This is a genomic window from Methylobacterium gregans, from assembly GCF_022179245.1.
In the GTDB taxonomy this organism is placed as follows: Bacteria; Pseudomonadota; Alphaproteobacteria; order Rhizobiales; family Beijerinckiaceae; genus Methylobacterium; species Methylobacterium gregans.
The window spans coordinates 14,397-39,826 of record NZ_BPQM01000078.1 but is presented as its reverse complement, the minus strand read 5'-3'; the positions used below and the strand labels follow the sequence as shown (position 1 = coordinate 39,826).

24 protein-coding genes are annotated in these 25,430 nt (G+C 72.0%); 17 read left to right on the top strand and 7 right to left on the bottom strand.

The genetic code is table 11. The features are described 5' to 3' along the window. Window positions 1-284: 284 nt before the first annotated feature. From trpA to MFF54_RS16070, 4 genes are all read left to right on the top strand, one after another. Window positions 285-1,121 (top strand): tryptophan synthase subunit alpha, encoded by an 837-nt coding sequence (gene trpA, locus MFF54_RS16085; protein ID WP_238303847.1) that lies wholly within the window; start codon window positions 285-287, stop codon window positions 1,119-1,121. A 65-nt stretch (window positions 1,122-1,186) separates the two neighbouring features. Beyond that, window positions 1,187-2,092: an acetyl-CoA carboxylase, carboxyltransferase subunit beta gene (gene accD / locus MFF54_RS16080; RefSeq protein WP_238303851.1), complete on the top strand. Its 906-nt coding sequence runs from the start codon at window positions 1,187-1,189 to the stop codon at window positions 2,090-2,092. Window positions 2,093-2,107: 15 nt separating this feature from the next. After that, window positions 2,108-3,433, top strand: coding sequence for a bifunctional folylpolyglutamate synthase/dihydrofolate synthase (locus MFF54_RS16075; RefSeq protein WP_238303846.1), 1,326 nt, complete (start codon window positions 2,108-2,110; stop codon window positions 3,431-3,433). Window positions 3,434-3,852: 419 nt separating this feature from the next. Next, the gene (locus MFF54_RS16070; RefSeq protein WP_238303845.1) at window positions 3,853-4,782 is read left to right on the top strand and encodes an outer membrane protein; all 930 of its coding nucleotides are present in this window, start codon (window positions 3,853-3,855) and stop codon (window positions 4,780-4,782) included. Window positions 4,783-4,936: 154 nt separating this feature from the next. On the opposite strand, the gene trxA is transcribed toward MFF54_RS16070, so the two are convergent. After that, window positions 4,937-5,266, bottom strand: coding sequence for a thioredoxin (trxA, locus tag MFF54_RS16065; RefSeq protein WP_066920759.1), 330 nt, complete (start codon window positions 5,264-5,266; stop codon window positions 4,937-4,939). A 326-nt stretch (window positions 5,267-5,592) separates the two neighbouring features. On the opposite strand from trxA, the gene MFF54_RS16060 reads away from it, so the two are divergent. The 5 genes from MFF54_RS16060 (at window position 5,593) to MFF54_RS16040 (ending at window position 9,971) form a co-directional block, all read left to right on the top strand. Further along, window positions 5,593-6,897, top strand: a complete 1,305-nt coding sequence (locus tag MFF54_RS16060; RefSeq protein ID WP_238303844.1) for a PQQ-dependent sugar dehydrogenase — start codon at window positions 5,593-5,595, stop codon at window positions 6,895-6,897. Window positions 6,898-7,036: 139 nt separating this feature from the next. Beyond that, a complete protein-coding gene (msrQ, locus tag MFF54_RS16055) occupies window positions 7,037-7,936 on the top strand; it encodes a protein-methionine-sulfoxide reductase heme-binding subunit MsrQ (protein WP_238303843.1) in 900 nt (299 codons plus the stop codon). Between the two features lie 32 nt (window positions 7,937-7,968). Beyond that, entirely contained in the window at window positions 7,969-8,295 is a 327-nt protein-coding gene (locus MFF54_RS16050) for a hypothetical protein (RefSeq protein ID WP_238303842.1), read from the top strand. Between the two features lie 71 nt (window positions 8,296-8,366). Next, window positions 8,367-8,906: a Uma2 family endonuclease gene (locus MFF54_RS16045; protein WP_238303841.1), complete on the top strand. Its 540-nt coding sequence runs from the start codon at window positions 8,367-8,369 to the stop codon at window positions 8,904-8,906. 51 nt (window positions 8,907-8,957) lie between these two features. After that, window positions 8,958-9,971: an adenosine kinase gene (locus MFF54_RS16040; protein WP_238303840.1), complete on the top strand. Its 1,014-nt coding sequence runs from the start codon at window positions 8,958-8,960 to the stop codon at window positions 9,969-9,971. An 18-nt stretch (window positions 9,972-9,989) separates the two neighbouring features. On the opposite strand, the gene MFF54_RS16035 is transcribed toward MFF54_RS16040, so the two are convergent. Beyond that, window positions 9,990-10,961: an NADPH:quinone oxidoreductase family protein gene (locus MFF54_RS16035; protein WP_238303839.1), complete on the bottom strand. Its 972-nt coding sequence runs from the start codon at window positions 10,959-10,961 to the stop codon at window positions 9,990-9,992. A gap of 121 nt (window positions 10,962-11,082) precedes the next feature. Next, window positions 11,083-11,856 carry a bifunctional 2-polyprenyl-6-hydroxyphenol methylase/3-demethylubiquinol 3-O-methyltransferase UbiG gene (ubiG, locus tag MFF54_RS16030; RefSeq protein WP_238303838.1) on the bottom strand — a complete coding sequence of 258 codons (774 nt, stop codon included), beginning with the start codon at window positions 11,854-11,856 and terminating at the stop codon, window positions 11,083-11,085. Between the two features lie 171 nt (window positions 11,857-12,027). Here ubiG and MFF54_RS16025 point away from each other — a divergent pair, with 171 nt between their 5' ends. The 5 genes from MFF54_RS16025 to MFF54_RS16005 all read left to right on the top strand — a co-directional run bounded on the left by MFF54_RS16025 (window position 12,028) and on the right by MFF54_RS16005 (window position 19,215). Next, on the top strand, window positions 12,028-13,263 hold the full coding sequence (locus MFF54_RS16025) for an aspartate kinase (RefSeq protein WP_238303837.1): 1,236 nt from the start codon (window positions 12,028-12,030) through the stop codon (window positions 13,261-13,263). A 99-nt stretch (window positions 13,264-13,362) separates the two neighbouring features. Further along, window positions 13,363-15,627 (top strand): phosphoenolpyruvate--protein phosphotransferase, encoded by a 2,265-nt coding sequence (gene ptsP, locus MFF54_RS16020; RefSeq protein ID WP_238303836.1) that lies wholly within the window; start codon window positions 13,363-13,365, stop codon window positions 15,625-15,627. Window positions 15,628-15,686: 59 nt separating this feature from the next. After that, entirely contained in the window at window positions 15,687-16,772 is a 1,086-nt protein-coding gene (prfA, locus tag MFF54_RS16015; RefSeq protein WP_238303835.1) for a peptide chain release factor 1, read from the top strand. Window positions 16,773-16,819: 47 nt separating this feature from the next. Beyond that, on the top strand, window positions 16,820-17,677 hold the full coding sequence (prmC, locus tag MFF54_RS16010) for a peptide chain release factor N(5)-glutamine methyltransferase (RefSeq protein ID WP_306423968.1): 858 nt from the start codon (window positions 16,820-16,822) through the stop codon (window positions 17,675-17,677). A 488-nt stretch (window positions 17,678-18,165) separates the two neighbouring features. Beyond that, on the top strand, window positions 18,166-19,215 hold the full coding sequence (locus tag MFF54_RS16005; RefSeq protein WP_238303834.1) for a DUF4167 domain-containing protein: 1,050 nt from the start codon (window positions 18,166-18,168) through the stop codon (window positions 19,213-19,215). 160 nt (window positions 19,216-19,375) lie between these two features. Here MFF54_RS16005 and MFF54_RS16000 read toward each other — a convergent pair whose 3' ends face one another. From MFF54_RS16000 to MFF54_RS15985, 4 genes are all read right to left on the bottom strand, one after another. Further along, window positions 19,376-20,131 carry a hypothetical protein gene (locus tag MFF54_RS16000; RefSeq protein ID WP_238303833.1) on the bottom strand — a complete coding sequence of 252 codons (756 nt, stop codon included), beginning with the start codon at window positions 20,129-20,131 and terminating at the stop codon, window positions 19,376-19,378. Window positions 20,132-20,138: 7 nt separating this feature from the next. Next, the gene (locus MFF54_RS15995) at window positions 20,139-20,864 is read right to left on the bottom strand and encodes an RlmE family RNA methyltransferase (RefSeq protein ID WP_238303832.1); all 726 of its coding nucleotides are present in this window, start codon (window positions 20,862-20,864) and stop codon (window positions 20,139-20,141) included. Continuing rightward, on the bottom strand, window positions 20,861-21,952 hold the full coding sequence (locus tag MFF54_RS15990; protein ID WP_238303831.1) for a Ppx/GppA phosphatase family protein: 1,092 nt from the start codon (window positions 21,950-21,952) through the stop codon (window positions 20,861-20,863). The genes MFF54_RS15995 and MFF54_RS15990 overlap by 4 nt, the downstream gene beginning before the upstream one ends. 147 nt (window positions 21,953-22,099) lie before the next feature. Next, window positions 22,100-22,573, bottom strand: coding sequence for a response regulator (locus tag MFF54_RS15985; protein ID WP_238303830.1), 474 nt, complete (start codon window positions 22,571-22,573; stop codon window positions 22,100-22,102). Between the two features lie 311 nt (window positions 22,574-22,884). Here MFF54_RS15985 and MFF54_RS27660 point away from each other — a divergent pair, with 311 nt between their 5' ends. The 3 genes from MFF54_RS27660 (at window position 22,885) to MFF54_RS15965 (ending at window position 25,417) form a co-directional block, all read left to right on the top strand. Then, window positions 22,885-23,682, top strand: coding sequence for a cold-shock protein (locus MFF54_RS27660; RefSeq protein WP_283206284.1), 798 nt, complete (start codon window positions 22,885-22,887; stop codon window positions 23,680-23,682). Between the two features lie 139 nt (window positions 23,683-23,821). Next, on the top strand, window positions 23,822-24,094 hold the full coding sequence (locus MFF54_RS15970; RefSeq protein ID WP_238303829.1) for a hypothetical protein: 273 nt from the start codon (window positions 23,822-23,824) through the stop codon (window positions 24,092-24,094). 135 nt (window positions 24,095-24,229) lie between these two features. Next, complete coding sequence (locus MFF54_RS15965) at window positions 24,230-25,417, top strand: L,D-transpeptidase family protein (protein WP_238303828.1); 1,188 nt, start codon at window positions 24,230-24,232, stop codon at window positions 25,415-25,417. Window positions 25,418-25,430: the final 13 nt, after the last annotated feature.

The window sequence follows — 25,430 nt, the reverse complement described above, 5'->3', positions numbered from 1 at the left end:
GCGCCGCCCGCGAGGCCGGCCAGGACGAGCAGACCGGCGAGGACGAGATCTTGCATGCGGGCAACCCGGGCGACCCCCGCGCGAACCCGCGGGAACCCGCAGCGTGCCGCCGGATCCCTGAAGGCTCCGTCAGCGAAGGCGCTTAACCGGGGCTTGCGGCGATCGGCGAAACCGGCCCGCGCTTCACGGGCCGGTCCCGATGGTGTAGGCGCGGCGGCTTGACCCCGCCCGCGGGGGCCCGCGCATCCGGGGGTCCCAAGGGCACGAACCGACAGCCACCGACCATGCCGAGCCGCATCGACGCCGTTTTCGCCCGCTGCCGCGCGGAGGGACGGGCCGCCCTCGTCACCTACGTGATGGCGGGCGATCCCGACCCCGAGACCTCGCTGAAGGTGCTGGAGGCGCTGCCGAAGGCGGGCGCCGACATCGTCGAGTTCGGCCTGCCCTTCACCGACCCGATGGCGGACGGCCCGGCGATCCAGGCGGCGGGCCTCAGGGCGCTGAAGGGCGGCCAGGGCGTGGCGAAGACGCTGGAGCTCGTCACCCGCTTCCGGGCGGGCAACGCCGACACGCCCGTGATCCTGATGGGCTACTACAACCCGATCCACACCTACGGCGTCGCCCGCTTCCTCGACGACGCGGTGGCGGCCGGCATCGACGGGCTGATCGTGGTCGACCTGCCGCCGGAGGAGGACGACGAGCTCTGCCTGCCGGCGCTGGCCAAGGGGCTGGCCTTCGTCCGGCTCGCCACCCCGACCACCGACGAGGCGCGCCTGCCCGCCGTCCTCGCGAACACCGCGGGTTTCGTCTACTACGTGTCGATCACCGGCATCACCGGCACGGCGACGCCCGATTTCGGCAAGGTCGCGGAGGCGGTGGAGCGCATCGGCCGCCACACCGACCTGCCGGTGGTGGTGGGCTTCGGCGTGAAGACCGGCGCGCACGCGGCCGCCATCGCCAGAAGCGCCGACGGCGTGGTGGTGGGTTCCGCGCTCGTGGACGCGCTCAAGCGCTCGCTCGACGGGGAGGACCGCGCCCAGGCCGGCACCGTCGAGGCGGTGGCCGGGCTCGTGCGGGAGCTCGCCGCGGGCGTGCGCTCCGCCGAGCGGCGCGACCGCTGACCCTGGCGCCCGCAGCCCAGCACCACGATATCGCCCTCCGGACAACGCAAGCACGGGCCGGCATGATGGTAGAGCCGATGAACTGGATCTCGGAGGTCGTGCGCCCCAAGATCAAGACCCTGTTCAAGCGCGAGACCCCGGAGAACCTCTGGGTGAAGTGCCCGGATACCGGCCAGATGGTCTTCCACAAGGAGGTGGAGGCCAACCACTGGGTCATCCCGGGCTCCGAGCACCACCTGAAGATGAGCGCGAGCGCCCGCCTGAAGATGATGTTCGACGAGGGCACGTGGATCGACGTGGCGCTGCCCGAGGTCGCCACCGACCCGCTGAAGTTCCGCGACGAGAAGCGCTACGTCGACCGCCTGAAGGACGCCCGCGCCAAGACCGGCCTGCAGGACGCCTTCAAGATCGGCTTCGGCCGGGTCGGCGGCCTGCCGATGACCGTGGCCGCCCAGGAATTCGGTTTCATGGCGGGCTCGCTCGGCATGGCGGCCGGCGAGGCCTTCGTGCGCGGCGCCGAGACGGCGCTGGAGAAGCGCACCCCCTACGTGCTGTTCGCGGCCTCCGGCGGCGCGCGCATGCAGGAGGGCATCCTCTCGCTGATGCAGATGCCCCGCACCACGGTCGCGGTGCGCCGCCTCAACGCGGCGCGCCTGCCCTACATCGTGGTGCTGACGAACCCGACGACGGGCGGCGTGACCGCCTCCTACGCGATGCTCGGCGACGTGCATCTGGCCGAGCCCGGCGCGCTGATCTGCTTCGCGGGGCCCCGCGTCATCGAGCAGACCATCCGCGAGAAGCTCCCCGACGGCTTTCAGCGGGCCGAGTACCTGCGCGACCACGGCATGGTGGATCAGGTGGTGCACCGCCACCAGCTCAAGGAGACGATCGCCCGGATCTGCGGCCTGCTGATGGACGTGCGCCCGGCGGCGGCCGCACCGGCCCCGGCGTCGACACCCGAGGCCGCCTGAGGCGAAGGCCCGACGATGGATTCCTCCGACGCGCTGATGGCGCGCTTCCTCGCGCTCCACCCCCGCACGATCGACCTGTCGCTCGGGCGCATCCAGCAATTGCTGGCGCGGCTCAACCATCCGGAGCGGCGCCTGCCGCCGGTGATCCACGTGGCCGGCACCAACGGCAAGGGCTCGACGATCGCTTTCATGCGGGCGATTCTGGAGGCCGGCGGCCTGGCCGCCCACGTCTACACCTCGCCCCATCTCGTGCGCTTCCACGAGCGCATCCGCCTCGGCGGGATCGGCGGCGGCAGCTTCGTGCCCGAGGATCGCCTCGCCGATGCCTTCGCGCGCTGCGAGGCGGCCAATGCGGGCGACCCGATCACGGTCTTCGAGATCACCACGGCGGCGGCTCTGCTGCTCTACTCCGAGGCGCCGGCAGACGTGCTCCTCCTGGAGGTCGGGCTCGGCGGGCGGGTGGACGCCACCAACGTGATCGACCGGCCTGCCGCCGCCGTGGTCACGCCGATCGGGCGCGATCACGCGGAATATCTCGGCGATACGGTCGAGGCCGTGGCCGGCGAGAAGGCCGGCATCTTCAAGCGCGGCTGCCCGGCCGTGATCGCCCCGCAGGACTACGCCGAGGCCGACGCCGTGCTCTGCCGGCGCGCCGAGGCCGTGGGGGCCGGGCCGATCCTTGTCGGCAACCAGGACTTCTCGGTGCACGAGGAGCGCGGGCGCCTCGTCTACCAGGACGAGACGGACCTGTTCGACCTGCCCAAGCCGAAGCTGCTGGGGCGTCATCAGTTCACCAATGCCGGCACCGCCATCGCGGCGCTCCGCGCGGCGGGATTCGGCGACATCGGGACCGCCGCGTTCGAGGCGGGTCTGCGCAACGTCGAGTGGCCGGGCCGCCTGCAGCGCCTGAGCCGCGGGCGCCTCGCGGCGCTGGTGCCGGCCGGCTCCGAACTCTGGCTCGACGGCGGCCACAATATCGACGGCGGCCGCATCCTGGCTGCCGCCCTGGCGGAGCTCGGCGAGCGCAGCGACGCGCCCCTCGTCCTCATCGTCGGTCTCCTCGGAACCAAGGACGCGGAGGGCTTCCTGCGTCACTTCGTCGGCCTGTCGCGGGCGCTGATCGCTGTGCCGATCGCCGGCCAGATGGCGGCGCGGCCGGCCGAGGAGGTTGCGCAGATCGCCGAGGGCGTGGGTCTGAACGCCCGGGTGGCGCCCAGCGTCGAGGCGGCCCTGGAGAGTGTCTCCGATATCGCCTTCGAAGCCCCGCCGCGCATCCTGATCTGCGGCTCGCTTTACCTCGCGGGCGCGGTGCTGACTGCCAACGGCACACCGCCGGTCTGAGGCCGGTCCAGGTCCGATCCTGGCCGGGGCCAGCGCGCCCGCCGGCCTCTCGCGGCCGGCCGCCCCGAGGCCAGGGCCTGAAGACCCGACCGCGGGGGCCGCTCAGGCGTGAGAATCCGCAGCATCTTCAGCGCTCAACAGGATTCGGGCCGAGACCGGCGGCCCGACCTGCCCTCAGCCATCGCGCGTCGCACACTCAGAAGTGGCAATCGCGATTTAGAACAACCAAAAACTGTACTGGGCCGCCGAACGACCGCGGCAGCAACTCGGAACCGTCATGTCTTAAGCAAGTGTTGGCCACAGTTCAGCCAGCAGCCCTCCAGCGAGTCCCCAAGCCTGTGGCCGCCGCGCTACATCTTGGCTGTGGAAAATCACATAAGGTGCCTCTCGATCGGGCACAAATGCTGGGGATCACAACAATGAAAAAGCTTGCTACCTCGTTGGCGATGTTCACGGCGCTGACCGCTGCCGCGACTGCCGCCGACCTTCCGCGCCGCGCTCCGCCGCCGGTCTTCACGCCGGTTCCGGTCTTCACCTGGACGGGCTTCTACGCCGGTTTCAACGCCGGTTACGGCTTCGACGCCAGCGACCGTCGCGCCAACAACGGCTTCACGCAGGTCACCGCGGCCGGCGTGCCGGTCGGCGCCAACCCGGTCGTGCAGCTGCCGAACGGCGCCTTCACCACCGCGGGCGTGCTCGGCCCGGTCGGCTCGAGCCTGGCCTACAACAGCGGCAACAACGAAGGCTTCACCGGCGGTGGCCAGATCGGCTACAACTGGCAGCTCACCCCGGGTTCGGGTGTCGTGTTCGGCTTCGAGGCCGACGCGCAGTACCTCGACTTCGGTGGCCGTCGCAGCCGCTTCACCACCAACGCCCTGGCGATCAACCCCGCCTTCGTGCCGGTCGACAGCGTCCTCAGCACGCTCGACTTCTTCGGCACCGTCCGCGGCCGCCTCGGCTACGCCTTCGACCGCGTCCTGTTCTACGGCACCGGCGGTTTCGCCTACGCCACGGGTGACCGCGGCGCCCGCGTCGCCTTCACGAACTTCAACAACCGCAGCGACGACTTCCTCACCGGCTGGGCCGCCGGCGGTGGTGTCGAGTACGCGCTCCCGACCGACTCGTTCCTGAACTTCTTCCGCTCCTCGGCGGTGACGCTCAAGGTCGAAGGTCTGTACGTCCAGTTCGACCGCAACAACCGCAACACGGTCGGCCTGCCGCTCGTCGGCGGCTTCCAGACCGCAAACGGCCTGCTGCCGGTCTTCGCGAACAACGGCGTCCTGCGTCGCGACGACAACTCGTTCGCCGTCGTCCGCGCCGGTCTGAACTACAAGTTCGGCTCGTACTAAGCCGATCCGCCGGAGCCCGGGCCGCGCCCGGGCTCCGAGCCATAAAAAACTGGGTCTTGAAACCGAAAAGCCCGGCCTCGCGGCCGGGCTTTTCTCGTTCGACGCGTACCACGCCGGACCTGCCCGGCGGCACGCGCCGCCCGGCCGGTCGGCCTCAAGCCGAAGCGGTCTGGGCGCTGATCCAGCGGGCGAGGTCGCCCTTCGGGGCAGCGCCGACCTTCTGGTCCACCCGCTCGCCGTTCTTGAACAACAGCAGGGTCGGGATCGAGCGGATGCCGAACTGGGCGGCCACGCCCGGGTTCTCGTCCACGTTGATCTTGGCGATCTTCACACGGCCCTGGAGGTCGGCGGAGATCTCCTCCAGCGCGGGGCCGATCTGCCGACAGGGACCGCACCACTCCGCCCAGAAATCCACGACCACGGGCTCGGCGGACTTGAGAACGTCCTGCTCGAAGCTCGCGTCGGTCACTTTCACCGTCGCCATCACAGTCCCTTTCGTCAGCGCGGGCGGCGCGAAGAGGTGTCCGCGGCGCCGACCGCAATGCGGCAGAATTGGCGACGGGCTCCGGTCCGGTCAAGGCAGGGTTCCCGAGCCGCATGGCCGGTCCCCGGCTTCCTCATGCGGCGTGTCCCGGCGCACCACCACGCATGACGGCCGACCGTCTTCCCGAGGGGCCGGCAGCCCGGAGCGCAAGCGCAGCATCGCGGCGTCCCGTCCCGAGCCTCGAAGTCCCGCCTTCGCGCCCCATCTCCTGCGCGACGGACCCGGTCGCCGCCTTCCACGGACGGCGGACATCTGGAGGATTCTCGGTGACGCGCATCGCTTCCCTCGCCCTCGCCGCCGCGGCGACGCTCGGCCTCGCCAGCGTGGCATCCGGCCAGGAGACGCCCGCCTCTCGCATCGGCGGCGACGCGTTCAGCGCACCCGCCGCACCTTCGGCCGGGACCAGTCCGGCCGAGACCGAGGCGCCGAACACCACCTACAAGCCGCTGCTGCCGAACCAGACCCGTGCCCCGAAGCCCGCCCAGGCCACCGAGGTCGCGGTGGCGACCGCCGTGAAGGGCCTGAACAGCCCCTGGGCGATGGAGTTCCTGCCGGACGGGCGCATGATCGTCACCGAGAAGGCGGGCAAGATCCGCCTCGTCGCCAAGGACGGCACGCCGGGCCCGGCGATCGCGGGCGTGCCGAAGGTCGATGCCCGAGGCCAGGGCGGCCTGCTCGACGTGGCGCTGAGCCCGGGCTTCGCCTCCGACCGCACGATCTTCTTCAGCTATTCCGAGCCCCGCGAGAAGGGCAACGGCACCACGGTGGCGCGCGCCAAGCTGGTGGAGGACGGCAAGGGCGGGGCCAAGCTCGACGATCTGAAGGTGATCTTCCGCCAGACGCCGGCCTACGACGGCGACAAGCATTTCGGCTCGCGCATCGTGCCCGCGGGCGACGGCAAGCTCTTCGTCTCCGTGGGCGAGCGCTCCGACAAGGGGCCGCGCGTCCAGGCGCAGGATCTCGCGAGCGGCCTCGGTAAGGTGTTCCGCATCGACACGGACGGAAACGCCCCGAAGGACAACCCCTTCGCGGGCAGCGACAAGGCGCGACCGGAGATCTGGTCCTACGGCCACCGCAACGTCCAGTCGGCGGCGCTGGACGGCCAGGGCCGGCTCTGGACCGTGGAGCACGGGCCGCGTGGCGGCGACGAGCTGAACCGGCCGCGCCCGGGCCTGAACTACGGCTGGCCGGTGGCGACCTACGGCATCGAGTACTCGGGCGAGAAGATCGGCGACGGCGTCACCCAGGCGGCCGGCACGGTGCAGCCGGTCTATTACTGGGATCCCGTCATCGGCCCCTCCGGCATGGCGCTCTACACGGGCAGCCTGTTCCCGGCCTGGAAGGACCAGTTCCTGATCGGCGGCCTCGTCAGCGGCGGCATCGTCGCGGTGAAGCTCGACGGCGACAAGGTGGTGACGGAGGAGCGCGTGCCCCTCGACGCCCGCATCCGCGACGTGCGGGTCGGGCCGGACGGGGCAGTCTACGCCGTCACCGACGACGAGGACGGCCGGATCCTGAAGCTCACCCCGAAGGACGGCACGAAGGCCGGCAAGGACGGCAAGGAGGGCTGAGCGCCCTCCCCTGCGGCGGGAGGCCACGGGCCGTAACCGAGGAGGCGGCGCGGCGAAGAGCCCGAGGACACATCTCGGATGCGTCACCCTGCGCCGCCCGGCCGTTCTCCGGCCACCTTCGAGCCGAACCACGCCCCGCATGCCCGCACGCACGACTCTGCCGCTCCCCTGGCTCGACCGGGCCGGCCGCCTCTCGGCCCTGAAGCTCCTCTGCTTCCTGCTGGTGCTGGCGCCCGGCCTCTACCTCGTGCAGGCCTATGCCCGCGACGCGCTCGGGGCGAAGCCCATCACCGCGCTGATCCACGGCACGGGTGACTGGGCGGTCCGGCTGCTTCTCGCCACGCTGGCAGTGAGCCCGCTGCGCCGGATCGCCGACTGGCCGCGGCTGATCAACCTGCGGCGCATGCTCGGGCTGGCGGCGCTGGCCTACGCACTCGCCCACCTCGTCCTCTACGTGGTCGATCAGAACGTCGACCTCGCGAAGGTGGTCTCCGAGATCGCCCTGCGCATCTACCTGACGATCGGGTTCGTGGCACTCGCAGGCCTCGTGGCGCTCGGCTGGACCTCGACCGACGGCGCGATCCGCCGGATGGGGCCTACCTGGAACCGCCTGCACCGGATCGTCTACCCGATCGCGGCGCTGGGGCTGCTGCATTATTTTCTTCAGTCGAAGATCGACGTCACCGACCCGGTCTTCTGGACCGGCCTGTTCCTTTTGCTGATGGGCTGGCGCCTGATGCACCGCCTCTCCGTGCCGATGCGGCCCTGGTCACTCCTCCTCCTCGCGCTGGGCACAGCTCTGCTGACCGCGCTGCTGGAGGCCGCGTGGTACGGCCTGAAGAGCGGCGTGCCGGCCGGGCTGGTGCTCGGCGCCAACCTCGACTTTTCCGGCCCGATCCGGCCGGCCTGGTGGGTACTCGGCATCGGGCTGCTGCTGCCGCTCGTCAACGCGGTGCGGGGCCGGCCGGAGAGCCCCAGGGCCGCGCCGCGCCCGGCGCCCGGCCTTGTCCCGACCCGCGCGATGCCGCAGAAGCCGTGACCGCGGGCGATCCGGCCGCGCGGAGGCGTTCCATGCGGCACACGGTCCTGATCCTGGCCACGATCCCGGCCTTTGCGATCTCCGGCCCGGCCTCGGCCGCCTGCACGGCGCCCGCCGCACCGCCCGCGGCCGAGCGCCCCGAGAAGCCCGCGCTGCCGCAGAAGCCCGCCTGCCTCGACGCCAAGGGCGGCTGTCCCGGCTGGGAGGCCTACACCTACAGCGACCAGATCAAGGCCTACAACGCGCAGATCGGCGCCTTCCGGCCGATCGCCGAGGCCTACGTGCAGAAGCTCAACGCCTACGTGAAGGCCAGCGCCGACTACGCCCAGTGCGAGGTCAAGGCGCTGCAGGGGCAGTGAGATCCGCGGCGGGCGAATCGTGCTAGTCTGGCTCCATGAGCCCAACGCCGAAGCTTGATGCGCCGCCGCGGATGACGGCGGACGAGTTCCTGGTCTGGGCCGAGGGCCGGCCGGGCCGCTACGAGTTGGATGCCGGCGCGGTCGTCACGATGTCGCCGCAGCGGGCGCGCCATGCCCGCGCCAAATCCAGGGTCCAGCGCGCTCTGGAGCGCGCCCTGGAGCGGGGCAATCTCTCCTGCGAGGCGTTCGCGGACGGCATGACGGTTCGGGTGGACAGGGAGACCGTCTACGAGCCCGATGCCCTGGTTCAGTGCGGTGCATACATCGATGAGGACGCGATCGAGATCGCCGATCCCATCGTCGTGGTCGAGATCCTGTCGCCGAGCACGCGGTCCATCGACAGCGGCGAGAAGCTGACCGGCTATTTCCGTATCCCGAGCGTTCAGCACTATCTCATCGTGGACGCCGTGAAGCGCCTCATCATCCACCACCGGCGCGGCGACGGCGACCTGATCGAGACCCGCATCGTCGCGGAGGGCATGCTGAGGCTCGATCCGCCGGGCCTGGATCTCGACTTGGCCGGCCTGTTCCCAGCCCGTCCCCCGGCTTGACCCCTGCCGGCGCCGGTGCGACAGGCCGGCAAACCGGAACAGGACGCCCGCATGACCGCTCCCCTCGACCTCCTCGTGCTCGGCAACGCCATCGTCGACCTGATCGCGCGCACCGACGAGGCCTTCCTGGCCGAGCAGGGCGTGCCGAAGGGTGCGATGGCGCTGATCGACGAGCCCCGGGCCGAGACCCTGTTCGCCGCGATGGGACCGACCACCGTGGTCTCGGGCGGCTCGGGCGCCAACACGGCGGTCGGCGCGGCCAAGCTCGGCGCGCGGACGGCCTTCATCGGCAAGGTGCGCGACGACGAGCTCGGCGGACTCTACGCGCACGAGCTGAAGGCGGTGGGCGTCGATTTCCCCGTGAAGGCCGCGATCGAGGGACCGGCCACCGCCCGCTGCTTCATCCTGGTGACGCCCGACGGCGAGCGCACCATGAACACCTATCTGGGCGCCTGCCAGGGCCTCTCGCCCGCCGACGTCGACCCGGCCGTGGTCGAGAGCGCCCGCGTCACCTACCTCGAGGGCTACCTCTGGGATCCCCCGGCCGCCAAGGAGGCCTTCCGCAAGGCGGTGCAGATCGCCCACAGCGCCGGCAACGCCGTGGCGCTGACCCTGTCGGACGCCTTCTGCGTCGGCCGCTACCGCGAGGAGTTCCTGGGGCTGATCCGCGACGGCAGCATCGACATCCTGTTCGCCAATATCGGCGAGCTGAAGAGCCTCTACGAGACCGAGGATGCGGAGGCCGCCGTGAAGGCGCTGGCGCAGGAGCGCAACGGGCGCGGCCTGCACCTGCTCGGCCTCGTCACCCGCTCGGAAGAGGGCGCGGTGGTGGTGAAGGGCGGCGAGGTCCGCGCCGTGCCGGCCTCGCCCGTCGCCGAGGTGGTCGACACCACGGGCGCGGGCGACCTCTTCGCCGCCGGCTTCCTGGCCGGCCACGCCCGCGGTCTCGACAACGTCGCCTCGGCCAAGCTCGGCGCGCTCGCCGCCGGCGAGGTGATCCAGCATATCGGCGCGCGGCCGCAGGTCGATCTGGTCAAGCTCGCCCGGGAGAAGGGGCTGCTCTGAGGCAGCCCCGCGACCGTCCTAGACGCGCAGCAGCACCTTGCCCACCGCCTCGCGGCGGGTGAGGATGCCGAGCGCCGCCTCGTACTCGTCCAGCGGGTAGACCCCGTGGACCTTCGCCGTCAGCCGCCCCTCCGCCACCCAGGCGAGGAGCTGGCGCTGGTTCTCCTGGTGCGCCGCCGGGTCCCGGTCGAGGAAGGCGCCCCAGTGGACGCCCTGCACGTCGAGCTCCTTCAAGAGCATCAGGTTCAGCGGCAGGCGCGGGATCTCGCCGGCCGCGAAGCCGACCACGAGGTAGCGCCCGCGCCAGCGGAGCGCCCGCAACGCCGGCTCCGCGAAGGCGTCGCCGACCGCGTCGTAGACCACGTCGACCCCGCCGCCCGAGGCCTCGCGCAGGGCATCCTTCAGGGTCGCCGGCTCGTATACGAGGCCGATCTCGGCGCCATGCGCCTTCGCAACCGCGAGCTTGTCCTCCGAGGAGGCGCAGGCGATCACCCGGGCGCCCATCAGCGCGCCGAGTTCCACCGCCGCGAGCCCTACCCCGCCCGAGGCGCCGAGCACCGCGAGCCACTCGCCCGACCGGATCCGGGCCCGGTTCCGAAGCGCGTGCAGCGAGGTGCCGTACGTGATGGTGAGGCCGGCCGCCTGCTCGTCGGAGACGCCCTCGGGCACCCGGGTGAGCTGGCCCGCATCGGCCACCACGTGCTCGCGGCAAGTGCCGAACTTGGCGTGCACGACCACCCGGTCGCCGACCGCGAAGCCCTGGACCTCCGGCCCCAGCGCCTCGACCACGCCGCAGGCCTCGCCGCCCGGCGAGAAGGGCAGCGACGGCTTCACCTGATAGCGGCCGGCGATGATCAGCGTGTCGAAGAAGTTGAGCGCCGCGATCCGCACCCGCACCAGGACCTGGCCGGGGCCGGGCTCCGGGTCCGGGAGGGTCTCGAGGCTCAGATCCTCGGACTTGCCCAGCCTCGTGCACATCAGCGCCCGCATCGCGTCCTCCCCATCGTCTCGGCCATCGTCTCGCCCGTCGTCTCGCCCGTCGTCTGATCCTCCGCGCGATGCCCCGGCGGGCGCCGCCCCGCAAGGGGACTTTCGGGCCGGGCCCGGGCGCTCAGGCCGGCTTCTCGGCCGCGACCATGTAGTTCACCGCCGTGTCCCGGCTCTGGCGCCAGCCGTCGTTGAGCGGGTTGTAGACCACGCCCTGCGTATCGACCGGCGTGACGCCGCCCGCGCGCAGCATGCGCTTCAGCGCGTCCGGCGTGATGAACTTGTCCCAGTCGTGGGTGCCCCGCGGCAGCCAGCCGAGCACGTACTCGGCCCCCACGATGGCGAGCGCGAAGGAGCGCAGCGTCCGGTTGATGGTCGCGGCGAACAGGAGACCACCGGGCTTCACCGCCGCGCAGGCCGCCCGCAGGAAGGCCTCGGGGTCGGGCACGTGCTCGATCACCTCCATGGCGAGGACCACGTCGAAGCGGGCGCCGCCTGCCGCCACCGCCTCGATCGTGTCGGCGCGGTAGTCGATCGCGAGGCCGCCCGCCTCGGCGTGCGCCCGGGCCGCCGCGAGGTTCTGCGTCGCCGGCTCCAGCCCGGTCACCTCCGCCCCCAGGCGCGCCAGGGGCTCGGACAGGATGCCGCCGCCGCAGCCGATATCGATGACGCTCAGGCCCTCCAGCGCGAAGGGCCGGTCGGCCGCGCGCCCATGATGCCGGCAGACCCGGTCGCGGATGTAGGCGAGGCGCACCGGGTTGAAGCGGTGCAGCACCCGCATCGGCCCGGCCTCGTCCCACCACGTCGCGGCGAGCGCGTCGAAGCGCGCCACCTCGGCCAAGTCGACGCGACCCGGTTCGACCCGGCCCGCCGTTCCTTCCGTGCCTGCCCCGGCCATGCTCGCCCGATCCGTTCCGTGACGCTTGACTTCAGACTGCCTCCGACCTGTCGGTCGGCTTGTTGACAGCCCCTCCCCCCGCTTGTACCCGCCCAAACCCGAACCGGTACAGCCGGCGGGCCCCGTCCGCGGCACCGGGACGCTTCTTTCAGGCAAAAGCGCGGACGCGACATGCCCCGTCTGGTGATGAAGTTCGGCGGCACGTCCGTCGCCAACGTGGATCGGATCCGCAACGTGGCCGCCCACGTGGCCCGCGAGGTCGCGGCCGGCTACGAGGTCGCGGTGGTGGTCTCGGCCATGTCCGGCAAGACGAACGAGCTCGTCGCCTGGGTCAAGGACGCCGACCCGCTCTACGACGCCGCCGAGTACGACGCGGTCGTGGCCTCGGGCGAGCAGGTCACCTCCGGGCTCCTCGCCGTCGCGCTCCGGAAGATGGGCATCCCGGCCCGCTCCTGGCAGGGCTGGCAGGTCCCGATCCTCACTTCCGACGCGCACGGCTCGGCCCGCATCGCGGAGATCGACGGCTCGCGGCTCGACGCCGGCTTCAAGCGCGGCGAGGTCGCGGTGATCGCAGGCTTCCAGGGCATGCACGCCGAGACCGGCCGGCTCACCACGCTCGGGCGCGGCGGCTCGGACACCAGCGCGGTGGCGGTCGCCGCGGCCATCGGCGCCGAGCGCTGCGACATCTACACGGACGTGGACGGCGTCTACACCACCGACCCCCGCGTCGTGCCGAAGGCCAAGCGCATGGAGCGCGTGACCTTCGAGGAGATGCTGGAGATGGCCTCGCTCGGCGCCAAGGTGCTGCAGGTCCGCTCCGTCGAGCTCGCCATGGTGCACCGGGTGCCGACCACCGTGCGCTCCTCCTTCGATCCGCCGGACGCCGCGCGCCCCGGCACCCTCATCTGCGACGAGGACGACATCGTGGAACAGCAGATCATCACCGGGATCGCCTTCTCGCGCGACGAGGCGCAGGTCACGCTGCGCCGCGTGAAGGACAGCCCCGGCGTCGCCGCGGCGATCTTCGGGCCGCTGGCCGACGCCAACATCAACGTCGACATGATCATCCAGACGGTCTCGGGCGACCAGTCGACCACCGACATGACCTTCACGGTCCCGGCCGCCGACTACGAGCGCGCCCGCACGGTGCTCGATCAGCAGGCGGAGGCGATCGGATTCGCCCAGATCGAGGGCGCCACGGACGTCGTGAAGGTCTCGGCGATCGGCGTCGGCATGCGCTCGCACGCGGGTGTCGCCGCCAAGGCGTTCCGGGCGCTCGCCGCCAAGGGGATCAACATCCGGGCGATCACCACCTCGGAGATCAAGTTCTCGGTCCTGATCGACGCGGCCTATACGGAGCTTGCCGTTCGCACGCTCCACTCGCTATACGGCCTCGATCAGGCCTGAACCCGGGGGGAGGGCGCCTGCGCGGCCCACGCCGTCTGGCGTCAAGGTTGCAGGGCTGGTGAACGCCGAACCGGCCCCTGACGCTGGAATGACGAGACGATGCCCGCTGCGCCCGGAGGCCCGCGCCTGCTGCTGCGCCGCCTCCGCGAAGCGATGGCGGAGCCGGTCAGCGCACAGGCGCGCCTCGACCGGATCGTCGTCCTGATCGCCGCCAACGTCGTGGCCGAGGTCTGCTCGGTCTACGTCCTGCGCGACGACAACACCCTGGAGCTGTTCGCGACCGAGGGCCTCAACCGCGAGGCCGTGCACCTCACCCGCATGCGCGCGGACGAGGGCCTCGTCGGCCTCATCGCCAAGACCGCCGAGCCGCTGGCCCTCTCCGACGCCCAGCAGCACCCGGCCTTCTCCTACCGCCCGGAGACGGGCGAGGAGGCCTTCCACGCCTTCCTCGGCGTGCCGCTGCTCAGGGCCGGCAACACGCTGGGCGTCCTGACCGTCCAGAACAAGACCTACCGGGTCTACTCGGAAGAGGAGATCGAGGCGCTCCAGACCACCGCGATGGTGCTCTCGGAGATGATCGCCTCGGGCGAGCTGCAGGCGCTCGCCCCCGATGCGGGCACCGCCGCGCGCCGCGCGGTGAGCGTGCGCGGCACGGTGCTGGCCGAGGGCATCGGCCTCGGCCACGTGGTGCTGCACGAGCCGCGCATCGTCGTGAAGCGGCTGATCGCCGAGAACAGCGAGCGCGAGACGGCGCGGCTGGAGGCGGCGATCGAGAACGTGCGCTCGGCCATCGACGATCTGGTCGAGCGCGGCGACAAGATCGGCACCGCCGAGTCGCGCGAGGTCCTGGAGACCGTGCGCATGTTCGCGCACGACAAGGGCTGGCTGCGCCGGATGCGCGAGGCGGTCGGCTCCGGCCTCACCGCCGAGGCCGCGGTCGAACGGGTGCAGTCCGACAACCGCGCCCGGATGATGCGCCAGAGCGACCCCTATCTCCGGGACCGCCTGCACGACCTCGACGACCTGACGAACCGCCTGCTGCGCGAGCTGATCGGCCACGAGGCGGTGGGCCTGCCCGGCATGCTCCCCGAGAACGCGATCCTCGTCGCCCGCTCAATGGGTCCGGCCGCGCTCCTCGACTACGAGCCGGCGCGCCTGCGCGGCCTCGTGCTGGAGGAGGGCGGCCCGACGAGCCACGTCGCGATCGTGGCGCGGGCCCTCGGCATCCCGGCGGTCAGCGAGGTCGAGAACGCCGCGGCGCTCTGCGATTCCGGCGACGGCATCATCGTGGACGCGGTGGCGGGCGAGGTCCATGTCCGGCCCGGCCCCGAGATCGAGGCGGCCTATGCCGAGATGGTGCGCCTGCGCGCCCGCCGGCAGGAGCAGTACCGGGCGCTGCGCGACGTGCCGGCGGTCACCCGGGACGGAGTGCGGATCGGCCTGCACCTCAATGCCGGCCTGCTGGTCGATCTCACGCACCTCAACGAGACGGGCGCGGAGGGCGTCGGCCTGTTCCGCACCGAGCTGCAGTTCATGGTGGCGCAGCGGATGCCCTCGGCCGCGGAGCAGCAGGCGCTCTACCGCGCGGTGCTCACGGCCTCGGGCGACAAGCCGGTGACGATCCGCACGCTCGACATCGGCGGCGACAAGATCCTGCCCTACATGCCCAAGCTCGAGGAGGAGAACCCGGCGCTCGGCTGGCGGGCGATCCGGATCGGCCTCGACCGCCCGGCGCTGCTGCGCGTCCAGCTGCGCGCCCTCCTCAAGGCCTCGGACGGGCACCCGCTCAAGATCATGTTTCCGATGGTGGCGACGGTCGACGAGTTCGTCCGCGCGCGCGCCATCGTCGAGCGGGAGAAGGCGCATCTGCGCCGCCACGGCTACGCGCTGCCCGCCGACTGCAAGCTCGGCGCGATGATCGAGGTGCCGTCGCTGCTGTTCCAGATCGACGAGATCGCCCGGGAGGCGGACTTCCTCTCGGTCGGCTCGAACGACCTGATGCAGTTCCTGTTCGCGGTCGACCGCGAGAACCGGCGCGTGGCGCACCGCTTCGACCCGCTCTCGGTCGCGGCGATCCGCGCCTTCCGACTGATCGCGGAGCGGGCAGAGGCCGCGGGCTGCCCGGTCACGGTCTGCGGCGAGATCGGCGGGCGCCCGCTCGACGCCATGGCGCTGATCGGCATGGGGTTCCGCAACTTCTCGATGTCGCCGGCCGCGATCGGCCCGGTCAAGGCGATGGTGCTCAGCCTCGACGCGGGCGCGGTCACCGCGCTCCTCGACGCCGAGATGGCCCGGGGGCACGACGGCGACAGCCTGCGGCCCGCGCTTGCGGCCTTCGCGAAGGCCCACGGCGTGCCCATCTAGGGGACAGACGCGCCGCGCGTCCGTTCCCGCCACTCCTTAGTCACGAACATACCAGGGCGATGATCCCCTTTCCCCCCGAGCGCCTCGACGCGATCCTGACGCGTCACGACATCGTCACCGCGACGCTCGCGGCCGGCACCCTCGAGTCCGACGCCGTGGTGCAGCTCTCCCGCGAGCTCTCCGACCTCGACCCCGTGGTGGCGGCGATCCACGCCTACCGGGCGGCGGTCGCCAACCTCGCGGGCATCGAGGCGATGATCGACGAGCCCGGCCAGGATTCCGAGATGCGCGCGCTCGCCGCCGAGGAGAAGCCGGAGGCGGAAGCGGCGTTGCAGCAGGCTCACCGGGCACTCCAGCTCATGCTGCTGCCCAAGGACGCGGCGGATGAGAAGAGCGCGATCCTCGAGGTCCGCGCGGGCACCGGCGGCGACGAGGCGGCTCTGTTCGCCGGCGACCTGTTCCGGATGTACGCCAAGTACGCCGAGTCGAAGGGCTGGCGCGTCGAGGTGATCTCGGAGAGCGAGGGCACGGTCGGCGGCTACCGCGAGGTGGTGGCCGAGGTGAAGGGCCGCGGCGTCTTCGCCCGGCTCAAGTTCGAGAGCGGCGCCCACCGGGTCCAGCGCGTGCCCGACACCGAGACGCAGGGGCGCATCCACACCTCGGCGGCGACCGTGGCGGTGCTGCCCGAGGCGGAGGAGGTCGACGTCGCGATCAACGAGGCCGACCTGAAGATCGACACCATGCGGGCACAGGGCGCGGGCGGCCAGCACGTCAACAAGACGGAATCGGCGATCCGCATCACTCACGTCCCCTCCGGGATCGTGGTGTTCGTGCAGGAAGAGCGCTCCCAGCACAAGAACCGGGCACGCGCCATGGCGCTGCTCCGGTCCCGGCTCTACGAGGCCGAGCGCACCGCCAAGGATTCGGCGCGCGCCGCCGACCGCAAGGCCCAGGTCGGCTCCGGCGACCGTTCGGAGCGGATCCGCACCTACAATTTCCCGCAAGGCCGCGTGACCGACCACCGGATCAACCTGACGCTCTACCGGCTAGAGGAGGTGCTGGCCGGCCCGGCGCTGGACGACCTCGTGGACGCGCTGGTCACCGAGCACCAAGCGGAGCTGCTCGCCGCCGAGGGGATGGCGTGAACAGGGACGCTGCTCCCCCTTCCCCCTCGGTGGGGGAGGGAGGGCTGGTGCCCGGTCTGTCCCGTCGCGCCGCACTCCGTCAACTCACCGAAGCCCTCGCCGCTGCCGGCATCGCCAACCCGGCGGGCGAGGCGCGCTTCCTCGCCCTCGACCTGCTCGGCCTGGAAGCCTTCGACCTCGTCGGTGGGGGCGCGGTGCCGATCGGGCCCGAGGGCGCCTCACGCCTCGCGGACGCGCTGCATCGCCGCCTCGCGGGCGAGCCGGTGGCGCGCATCCTCGGCGCCTGGGAGTTCTGGGGCCTGCCCTTCCGACTCTCGCCCGAGACCCTGGTGCCGCGCCCCGACACCGAGACCCTGGTGGACGCAGCGCTCCGCCTCAGGCCCGATCGGAGCGCGCCCCTGCGCGTCCTCGATCTCGGCACCGGCAGCGGCTGCATCCTGACGGCGCTGCTCAGCGAGTACCCGCAAGCCTTCGGGGTCGGGCTCGACCGAAGCCCCGGCGCGCTGCGGACCGCCCGCATCAACGCGGATCTCAACGGCGTCGGCGCCCGCGCGGCCTTCCTGGCGGGTGACTGGTGCGATCCGCTCGCCGGCCCCCCTTTCGATCTGGTGGTCTCGAACCCACCTTATATCGCGACGGGGGTGATCGTGGGTCTCGACCGCGAGGTCCGGGAACACGACCCAGCGGCAGCGCTCGACGGCGGCGCCGACGGGCTCGCGGCCTACCGGCGCATCCTGGAGGCCCTGCCGGGTCGCCTCGCGCCGGGCGGGGCGGCGCTCTTGGAGATCGGCTTCGATCAGGCCGCGGCTCTCGAGGCGCTGGCTGCGGGCTTCCCCCAGCGGGAGATCGTGCGCGACCTCGCCGGCCACGACCGCGTCATGATCCTGGCCGAGGGGGCGGGGTGAACCCATAGACCGGCCCATCGGCGCTTCAAGATTCATGACCCCATGATCTGCAACGGGTTGGAAAAAATGCTTGTTGGCTTTCCCAATCGCCGTTAATGTCGGCTTGCAGATCGCGAACGTTTCGTTAAGACGAGCGGGTGTAAGGTCGGCGACGATCTCCACCGCTGAATTGTTCGCCGATCTTCCCGCTACCGGACAAGCGCGTTCCCGATCCAGCGCCGCGGTCCGGTGCCGTTCGAGCCTGACAATCGACCGGCGTCGTGGACGCCGACAGAAGCCCGAGGCATCGGGCAGGCGGCCGGGAGGCCGGCGGATGGCCGAGGTCATCCCGGCGCGGACCGTACGGGCGGGCCGCCGCAGGAGCCGGCCTTGATCGCCCGCGAGGCGCAGCCTCATGCGGGGATCGGCCGGCCGCAAGCCCTACACCAGACGCCTTTCGCGTGAACGAGGGTCATCTGAGACCGATGAGACCAAACCAGAACCGACGGATGCGCGGCCGCAACCGGCCGAAGGGGCCCAACCCGCTGACCCGTTCCTACGAATCCAACGGCCCCGACGTTAAGCTCCGCGGCACCGCCCAGCACATCGCCGACAAGTACGCCCAGCTCGCCCGCGACGCCCTGGCGGCCGGCGATCCCGTCGCGGCGGAGAACTACTTCCAGCACGGCGAGCACTATTTCCGCATCATCTCCGGCGCGCAGGAGCAGAACCGGCCGCAGGCCGGCCTCGGCTACGCTCGCCAGTCCTACGAGGACGAGATGGAGGAGGGCGACGAGGAGGGGCAGGGCTCCGGGCCGAACGGCCAGGGCTATGGCGCCTACGGCGACGAGTACGGCGATCCCGGCCAGCAGCCCCAGCCCTACGAGTCCCGGCCTGACTATCAGCAGGACGGCCGCCAGAACCGCGGCGAGCGCCGCGAGCGCTTCCAGAACCGCAACGAGCGCCCGCGCTACGAGAACCAGGGGCGCCAGGACGGACGGCAGGACCGGCAGGATTACCAGCCGCGCCAAGATTACGGCCGGCAGGACGGGCGTCATGACGGCCCCCGCGAGAGCCGCTTCGAGAACGGCCGCGGCGATTTCCAGCGCGGCGAGCGTCAGGACCGCCCCGAGCGTCAGGACCGCCCCGAGCGGCAGGAGCGCGACCGCCAGGAGAACCGGCAGGAGCGCGCTGAGCGGCAGGAGCGGCCCGAGCGTCAGGACCGGCCGGAGCGTCAGGACCGGCCGGAGCGCCAAGAGCGTCAGGAACGATCCGAGGCCCGCGCGGAGCAGCCGCGCGAGGGCGGCGCCCGCCGCGAGCGGCGCCGCGAGGAACCCCGCGCCATCGAGGACGCGCCGGCCGGCCTGCCCGCCTTCCTGATGACGCCGCCCCGCCCGGCCCCTGCGCCGGAGCCGCAGCCCGCCGAGGTTCCGCCCGCGCCGGCCGAGGCCGCCGCCGAGGAGGCACCCGCGCCGAAGACGCGCCGTCGCCGCCGCCCGCGCTTCGAGGGCACGGAGGGCGAGGCGCCCGCCAAGGCCACGGTCGACTCGGCCGAGTGATATCGTGAGACGGTAGCGAGGCCGCCCTGGGAGACCGGGGCGGCTTTTTTCGTGTGCGGCCCAGGTTCAGACACCGCGTGCGGACACTCACCACGCTCCCCTACCCTGCAGAGGGGATGGTGAGCCCTGGGGCAGCACGCCTCGTATCACTCATGTCGGCTCACGGCAGAGACGGACCACCCTGCGCGGCCGCCCAGTCCGGATAGGCCCGCACGCTGTGAACCAGCCGCCGGTGACGCGCGGTCTCGCCGAACGGGGCGAGCTCCCAGTCCCAGGACAGCGGGGCTGAGGGCAGCCTCACCCCGAAAAGCAGGTCGAGGCGGTCGGTGACGCGGCCCGCGCGATCCTCCTCGCGCTGCTCCGTGTCGGTGACGAGGCAGACCCGGCCGGCCAAGCGTCCGAGCGCTGCGAGATGGGCCGCGACGATCTCCGCACCGAGGCGCTCCGGCACCGGCAGGCCGCGGGCCTCGTAGCCGTCGACCGGCACGACCGGCAGCTGCGTGAGGAGATTGGCCGAGACCGTGAGGTCGGCGCTCCCGCAGAGCGCGCCGACCGGATCGCCCGCACCGGTGAGGTCCGCCGTGACGAGCCGGACGTTGCCGAGGCGCCGCGCGGCGAGCCGGGCGCTCAGCGGGTGGACCGCATCGACCAGAACCACCCGCTCGAAGGCGGCTGCCAGTTCGCGGAGCGGCACGTCGGCGAGGGGCCCGGAGCCCAGCACCACGGCCTCGCGCCGCCGGGCCAGGTCCGCGCAGGCCCTCAGCACCGCTTCCCGCGACCGCGCGGCGTGGGGCGCCCAGGCCCGGCGGCAGCGCCAAGCACGGCCCGAGAGCAGCACGCTCTCCCGTACGTAGCCGAGCCGGCGGTGACGCCAGGGCGCGGGCGTGGCGAGCCAGAGCGCGAGGTCGAGGAGCACGGACGCCTCAGTCCGCGTCCGCCTCCACCGCCCGCCCGGCCGGGCCGCGATAGCCGGTCGCCAGTACGTAGAGCTCGCTGGAATCGGCCCGGCTCGCGGGCGGCTTGATGTGGCGCACGAGCGCGAAGTCGCGCTTCAGGTCGGTGAGCAACGCGCCCTCGGTGCCGCCCTGCAGCACCTTGGCGAGGTAGGCGCCCCCCGGGGCCAGGATCTCGCGGGCGAACTCGGCCGCGGTCTCGGCGAGCCCGATGATGCGCAGGTGGTCGGTCTTCTTGTGACCGGTGGCGTTGGCCGCCATGTCGGACATCACGAGGTCGGCCGGCCCGCCCAGCAGCGCGGTCAGCCGCTCGGGCGCCTCCGGGTCGAGGAAGTCGAGGGTGATGAACTCCACGCCCGCCATCGGCTCGATCTCCAGGAGATCGATGCCCACGATCCTGCCGGAGGGTCCGACCACGCGCGCGGCGACCTGCGACCAGCCGCCGGGCGCGGCGCCCAGATCCACGATCCGCTGGCCGGGCTTGAGCAACCCGAAGCGCTCGTCGATCTCCAGGAGCTTGTAGGCCGCGCGGGAGCGGTAGCCCTCGCGCTTGGCCCGGGCCACGTAGGGGTCGTTCAGCTGGCGCTCCAGCCAGCGCTTCTGCGAGACGGTGCGCCCGCGCGCGGTCTTCACCCGCTGCTTCAGGTCGCCCCGCACGCCCCCGGTGGAGCCGAATCCGCCGCGCCTGTCGCTCACCGCCAGCCCCCGCGGCGCCAGACGCCGTCCTCACGCATCATGTTCATCAGAAGGCCCTCGCGCAGGCCGCGATCGGCGATGCGCAGGCGGTCGGAGGGGAAGGCGCGCCGGATCGCCTCCAGGATGGCGCAGCCGGCGAGCACGAGGTCGGCCCGGTCGCGGCCGATGCAAGGGTTGTCCGCCCGCTGCTCCAGGCGCGTGTCGAGCAGGTCCTCGATGGCGCCCGCCACCTCGTCCTCGCTCATCCAGAGCCCGTCGACCCGGCGCCGCTCGTAGCGGACGAGGCGCAGGTGCATCGCGGCAATCGTGGTCACGGTGCCGGAGGTGCCGAGCAGGTGGAAGTGGCTCGCGGTCGCGGCGGCCGCGGCGCGCAGCGCGAAGGGCGCGAGCAGCCCCACCACCTCCTCGACCATGCCCTCGAACATCAGCCGGGTCACCTCGGCGCCGCCGTGGCGCTCGGCCAGCGTCACCACGCCGACGGGCAGCGAGTCCCAGGCGCGGATGCGGAGCGTCGGGTCGGTCGAGGGGTTGGCGGCCGAGCCGTCGAGCCACGCGATCTCGGTCGAGCCGCCGCCGATGTCGAAGATCACCACCGATTCGGCCCGCGGGTCGGCGAGCGCGGCGCAGCCCGTCACCGCGAGGTAGGCCTCGGTCTGCCGGTCCACGATCTCGAGATCGAGCCCGACCTCGGCGCGCACCCGCTCGACGAAGGCCGCCCCGTTCACCGCGAGCCGGCAGGCCTCGGTGGCGATGATCTTGGCGCGGCGCACGCCGCGGGACTGCATCTTGCCGCGGCAGATCCGCAGGGCCTCGACGGTGCGCTCGATCGCCGCCTCGCTGAGCCGGTCGGAACTGCCAAGCCCTTCGCCGAGCCGGACGATGCGCGAGAAGGCGTCGATGACCCGGAACCCGCTGGAGGCGGGCTCGGCGATCAGCAGGCGGCAATTGTTGGTGCCCAGATCCAGGGCCGCGTAGGCGGGGTTGCGCCGGCCCTCGCGCCCGGCGGATCTCTCGCCGGATCTCTCGCGGAAGCCCCCCGCGCCGTGGGCGGGGCGGGCAGGCGCGGCAGCGGCGCTCTCGTCCCTCATCGGCGCTGTTCGAACTCTCTCACACCGGCCCCGGCAGACCGCCCGACCGTCATTCGGGATTGAAACTACAGGCTTGCCCGTGAACTGCAATCTCCAGATCGGACGCGGGCCGGCCAGAGGACGTCAGGGAGCGGACAGGGCGCTGCCTCAGGCGACCGCTTTGGCCATCGCCGATTGCCGGGGCGTCGGGCGCAGCAGGCTCTTCACCTGGCTGTAGGGGCGCGGCCGGTTGATGACCTCGTCGAGGCGCGACCACAGAGTCTTGGGCGAGAAGGGCTTGGCGATGATCTCGTTGACGCCGAGCGAGATCGCCCGGTCCACCACGTTGCGGCGGGGCTGGGCCAGCATCAGGAGGATCGGGATCGTCGGGCAGGGCGAGGTCGAGGGCGTGCGGGCCAGCCGGATGAACTCCTCGCCCGACAGGATCGCGAGGTCCCAGTCGATGATGCTGATGTCGGGCTTGCTCTCGGCCAGCACGCCGAGCGCCTCGGCTCCGTCGGGGGCCTCCAGCACGCGCTTGATCCCGACGCGCATCAGCATGTCGCGCACGATTCGGCGGATGTAGAGACTCTCGTCCACGACGAGGGCCGAGATGTCCGGGAAAGTGGGCGTCGCGATCATCGCGGGGTCCGGTTGAAGGCTCGAGAACGAGCCCGGACACCCTACCTCCGAAGGATTACGGACTTTGCTAACGCCTTCGAGAAACACGGCGTCGTCCGCCCGGGACGCTTTCCAGTGAAGACGAAAATTTAAACTTGCCGTGCCCGGGCGGCCACAAGGACCTTGCAGTCAAGGCCCGATTGCGTCAGGACTGAGGCGTTGGTCTTGGTTACCGCGACCAAGAGTGATGGTAGTGCGGGGCGTGGGCTGTCGGGCCGGCACGCACGCGGTATGCTGGACGTGGGCGGCGGGACGGTTTTTGCGAGCTTTCTATGGGACGTGGTCGTGATTTTCGGGGGCCGCAGAAGCGCGGCTTCGATGAGGGTTCCGAGCCGAGCTGGCCGGATCAGGCACCGCCGAGCGGCGGATACGGCGGCGACCGCTTCGGCGGCGGCGGCGGTGGTTACGGCGGCGGTGGCCGCTTCGGTGGCGGCGCGCCGCGCGGCGCCGCCCCGGCCCAGGCCCCCTCGGGTCCGGAGCGTGATGCCACGGTGAAGTGGTTCAACAAGGAGAAGGGCTTCGGCTTCGTCGAGCTGGGCGACGGCTCGGGCGACGCCTTCCTCCACATCCGCGCCGTCGAGGCCGCCGGCCACGACGATCTGCAGCCGGGCACCAAGCTCACCGTACAGACCGCGCAGGGCCAGAAGGGTCCGCAGGTCACGAACGTCACCAGCGTCGACACCTCGACGGCCGAGGCTCCGGCCCCGCGCCGCGAGATGCGGCCCCGGACCGGCGGCTTCGGCGATCGCGGCGGCTACGGCGACCGGGGCGGCTACGGTGGTGGCGGCGGCTACGGCGGCGATCGCTTCGGCGGTGGCGGCGACCGCTTCGGCGGCGGCGGCCGCTTCGCCTCCGGCCCGTCGGTCGAGATGACCGGAACCGTGAAGTGGTACGATCCGGCCAAGGGCTTCGGCTTCGTCTCCGTCAACGACGGCGGCAAGGACGTGTTCGTGCACCGCTCCGCCCTCTCCCGCGCCGGGCTCGACTCGCTGGCCGAGGGCCAGCAGGTCACCCTCGCGGTGGTCGACGGTCAGAAGGGCCGTGAGGCCCAGAGCATCACGGTCGACTGAGCGGTTCCGCGGCGGCCTCGCTTCCGCCGCGATCCCACGGCGACATCAGACGGCGGTCCGGATCTTCCGGGCCGCCGTTTTTCTTGCGCTCTTCCCGACCGGGAGCGCACCGGTCGAGACGTCCTCGAGAGAGCCCTGCATGCGCCGCGCCCTGCCTTGTCTCGCTCCTGCCTGCCTCGTGCTGCTGCCTCTCGCGGCCCCGGCCCGGGCCGAGGATTTCACGGGCTTCTATGCCGGGGTGAACGCAGGCTACGCCTTCGGGCGGGATGGCAGCCGGGGCCTAAGCCTCGCGCCGGGAGCCCCCGGAGCGGCCGCGCCCGTCAACGATCTTCCACCGAGCGCGGCGGGGGCGGCGCGGCAGATGCAGAATGCGCCGCGCGCCGCGAGCGATAGTCCGCGCCTGCCGCGCTGAGCGGACGGCGCGCGAGCCGCCCCTGGGCGGGGCCTCACGCCCGCCGCAATGCCTGTACAGAATCGTTAACCGTGCCCGCCCGAAGGTGCGCCGGCATCGCGCCGCGCGTCGCGGCGATCCCCGCTCGGGCCGTTCATGCCGCAGCCCCACCGTCGCGTCCTGCCGCTCATCCTCCTGGCCAGCCTCGCGGCGGCTCCGGCGGCGCGTGGGCAGAACGCCAAGGCGGAGGCGCCGATCCCGGCCGCCACCGTGGCGCTGATGCAGGCCAAGGGCACGGATCCGGCGAGTCCGGTGCTGTTCCGGGCCTACAAGAAGGAATCCGAGATCGAGGTCTGGAAGCGGGGACCGGGCGGCCGCTTCATCTACATCAAGACCTTTCCGATCTGCCGCTGGTCCGGCCAGCTCGGGCCGAAGCGCCAGACCGGCGACCGGCAGACCCCGGAAGGGTTCTACAGCGTGCCGAAGCGCCAGATGAACCCGAACTCGCGCTACTATCTCTCCTTCGACGTCGGCTACCCCAACGCCTACGACCGGGCCCATGGCGGCACCGGTTCGGCCGTGATGGTGCACGGCGTCTGCTCCTCGATGGGCTGCTTCGCCATGACCGACCGCTCGGTCGGCGAGATCTACGCCATCGCGCGCGACGCCCTCAAAGGCGGGCAGGCCGCCTTCCAGTTCCAGGCCTACCCGTTCCGGATGAGCGCCGAGAACATGGCGCGCCACCGGGCCGACCCGAACTACGCCTTCTGGCAGCAGCTGAAGGAGGGCGCGGACCGGTTCGAGGCGACGGGGGAGGAGCTTCAGGTTGGCGTCGAGCGGGGCGCTTACGTCTTCGCCCCCTCGCGGGATCCGGCCAAGGAGGCCGCGGTGGCGACCCGCCGGGCGGCGGAGGCCGCCCGCATCGCGGCGCTCGTTCACGACGGGGCGCCGGCCGTGCGCACCACCTACTCGGATGGCGGCCAGCACGCCTTCTGGGCCTCGCTGATCAGCCGGGGCGCGCCGGTCGGCGAGATCAGCCGGCCGGAGGCTCTGGCCTATGCGGGTCAGGAGGTGGTGGTGATCCCGGGGTTCCGCCGGCCGCCGCCGCTGGCGGAGGCGGTCTGGGCCGCCTGGATCGCCCCGAACGCGCCGATGGGCGACCGGCGCGCGCGGGGCTTCGTGCCGGCCTACGCCCGCGCGCCCGACCGCTTCGCCGCCCCGGCCCGCTACGCCGACGCCCTGCCGCGCCTCGTCGCGGCAGGCCTCTCCGGCACGCTTCCGCCCGGCGCCGCGATCGAAGCGGGGTCCGGGCTCGGAGCCCTCGCCGCCCTCGAAGCCCGCTGAGATGCCGTGCGGT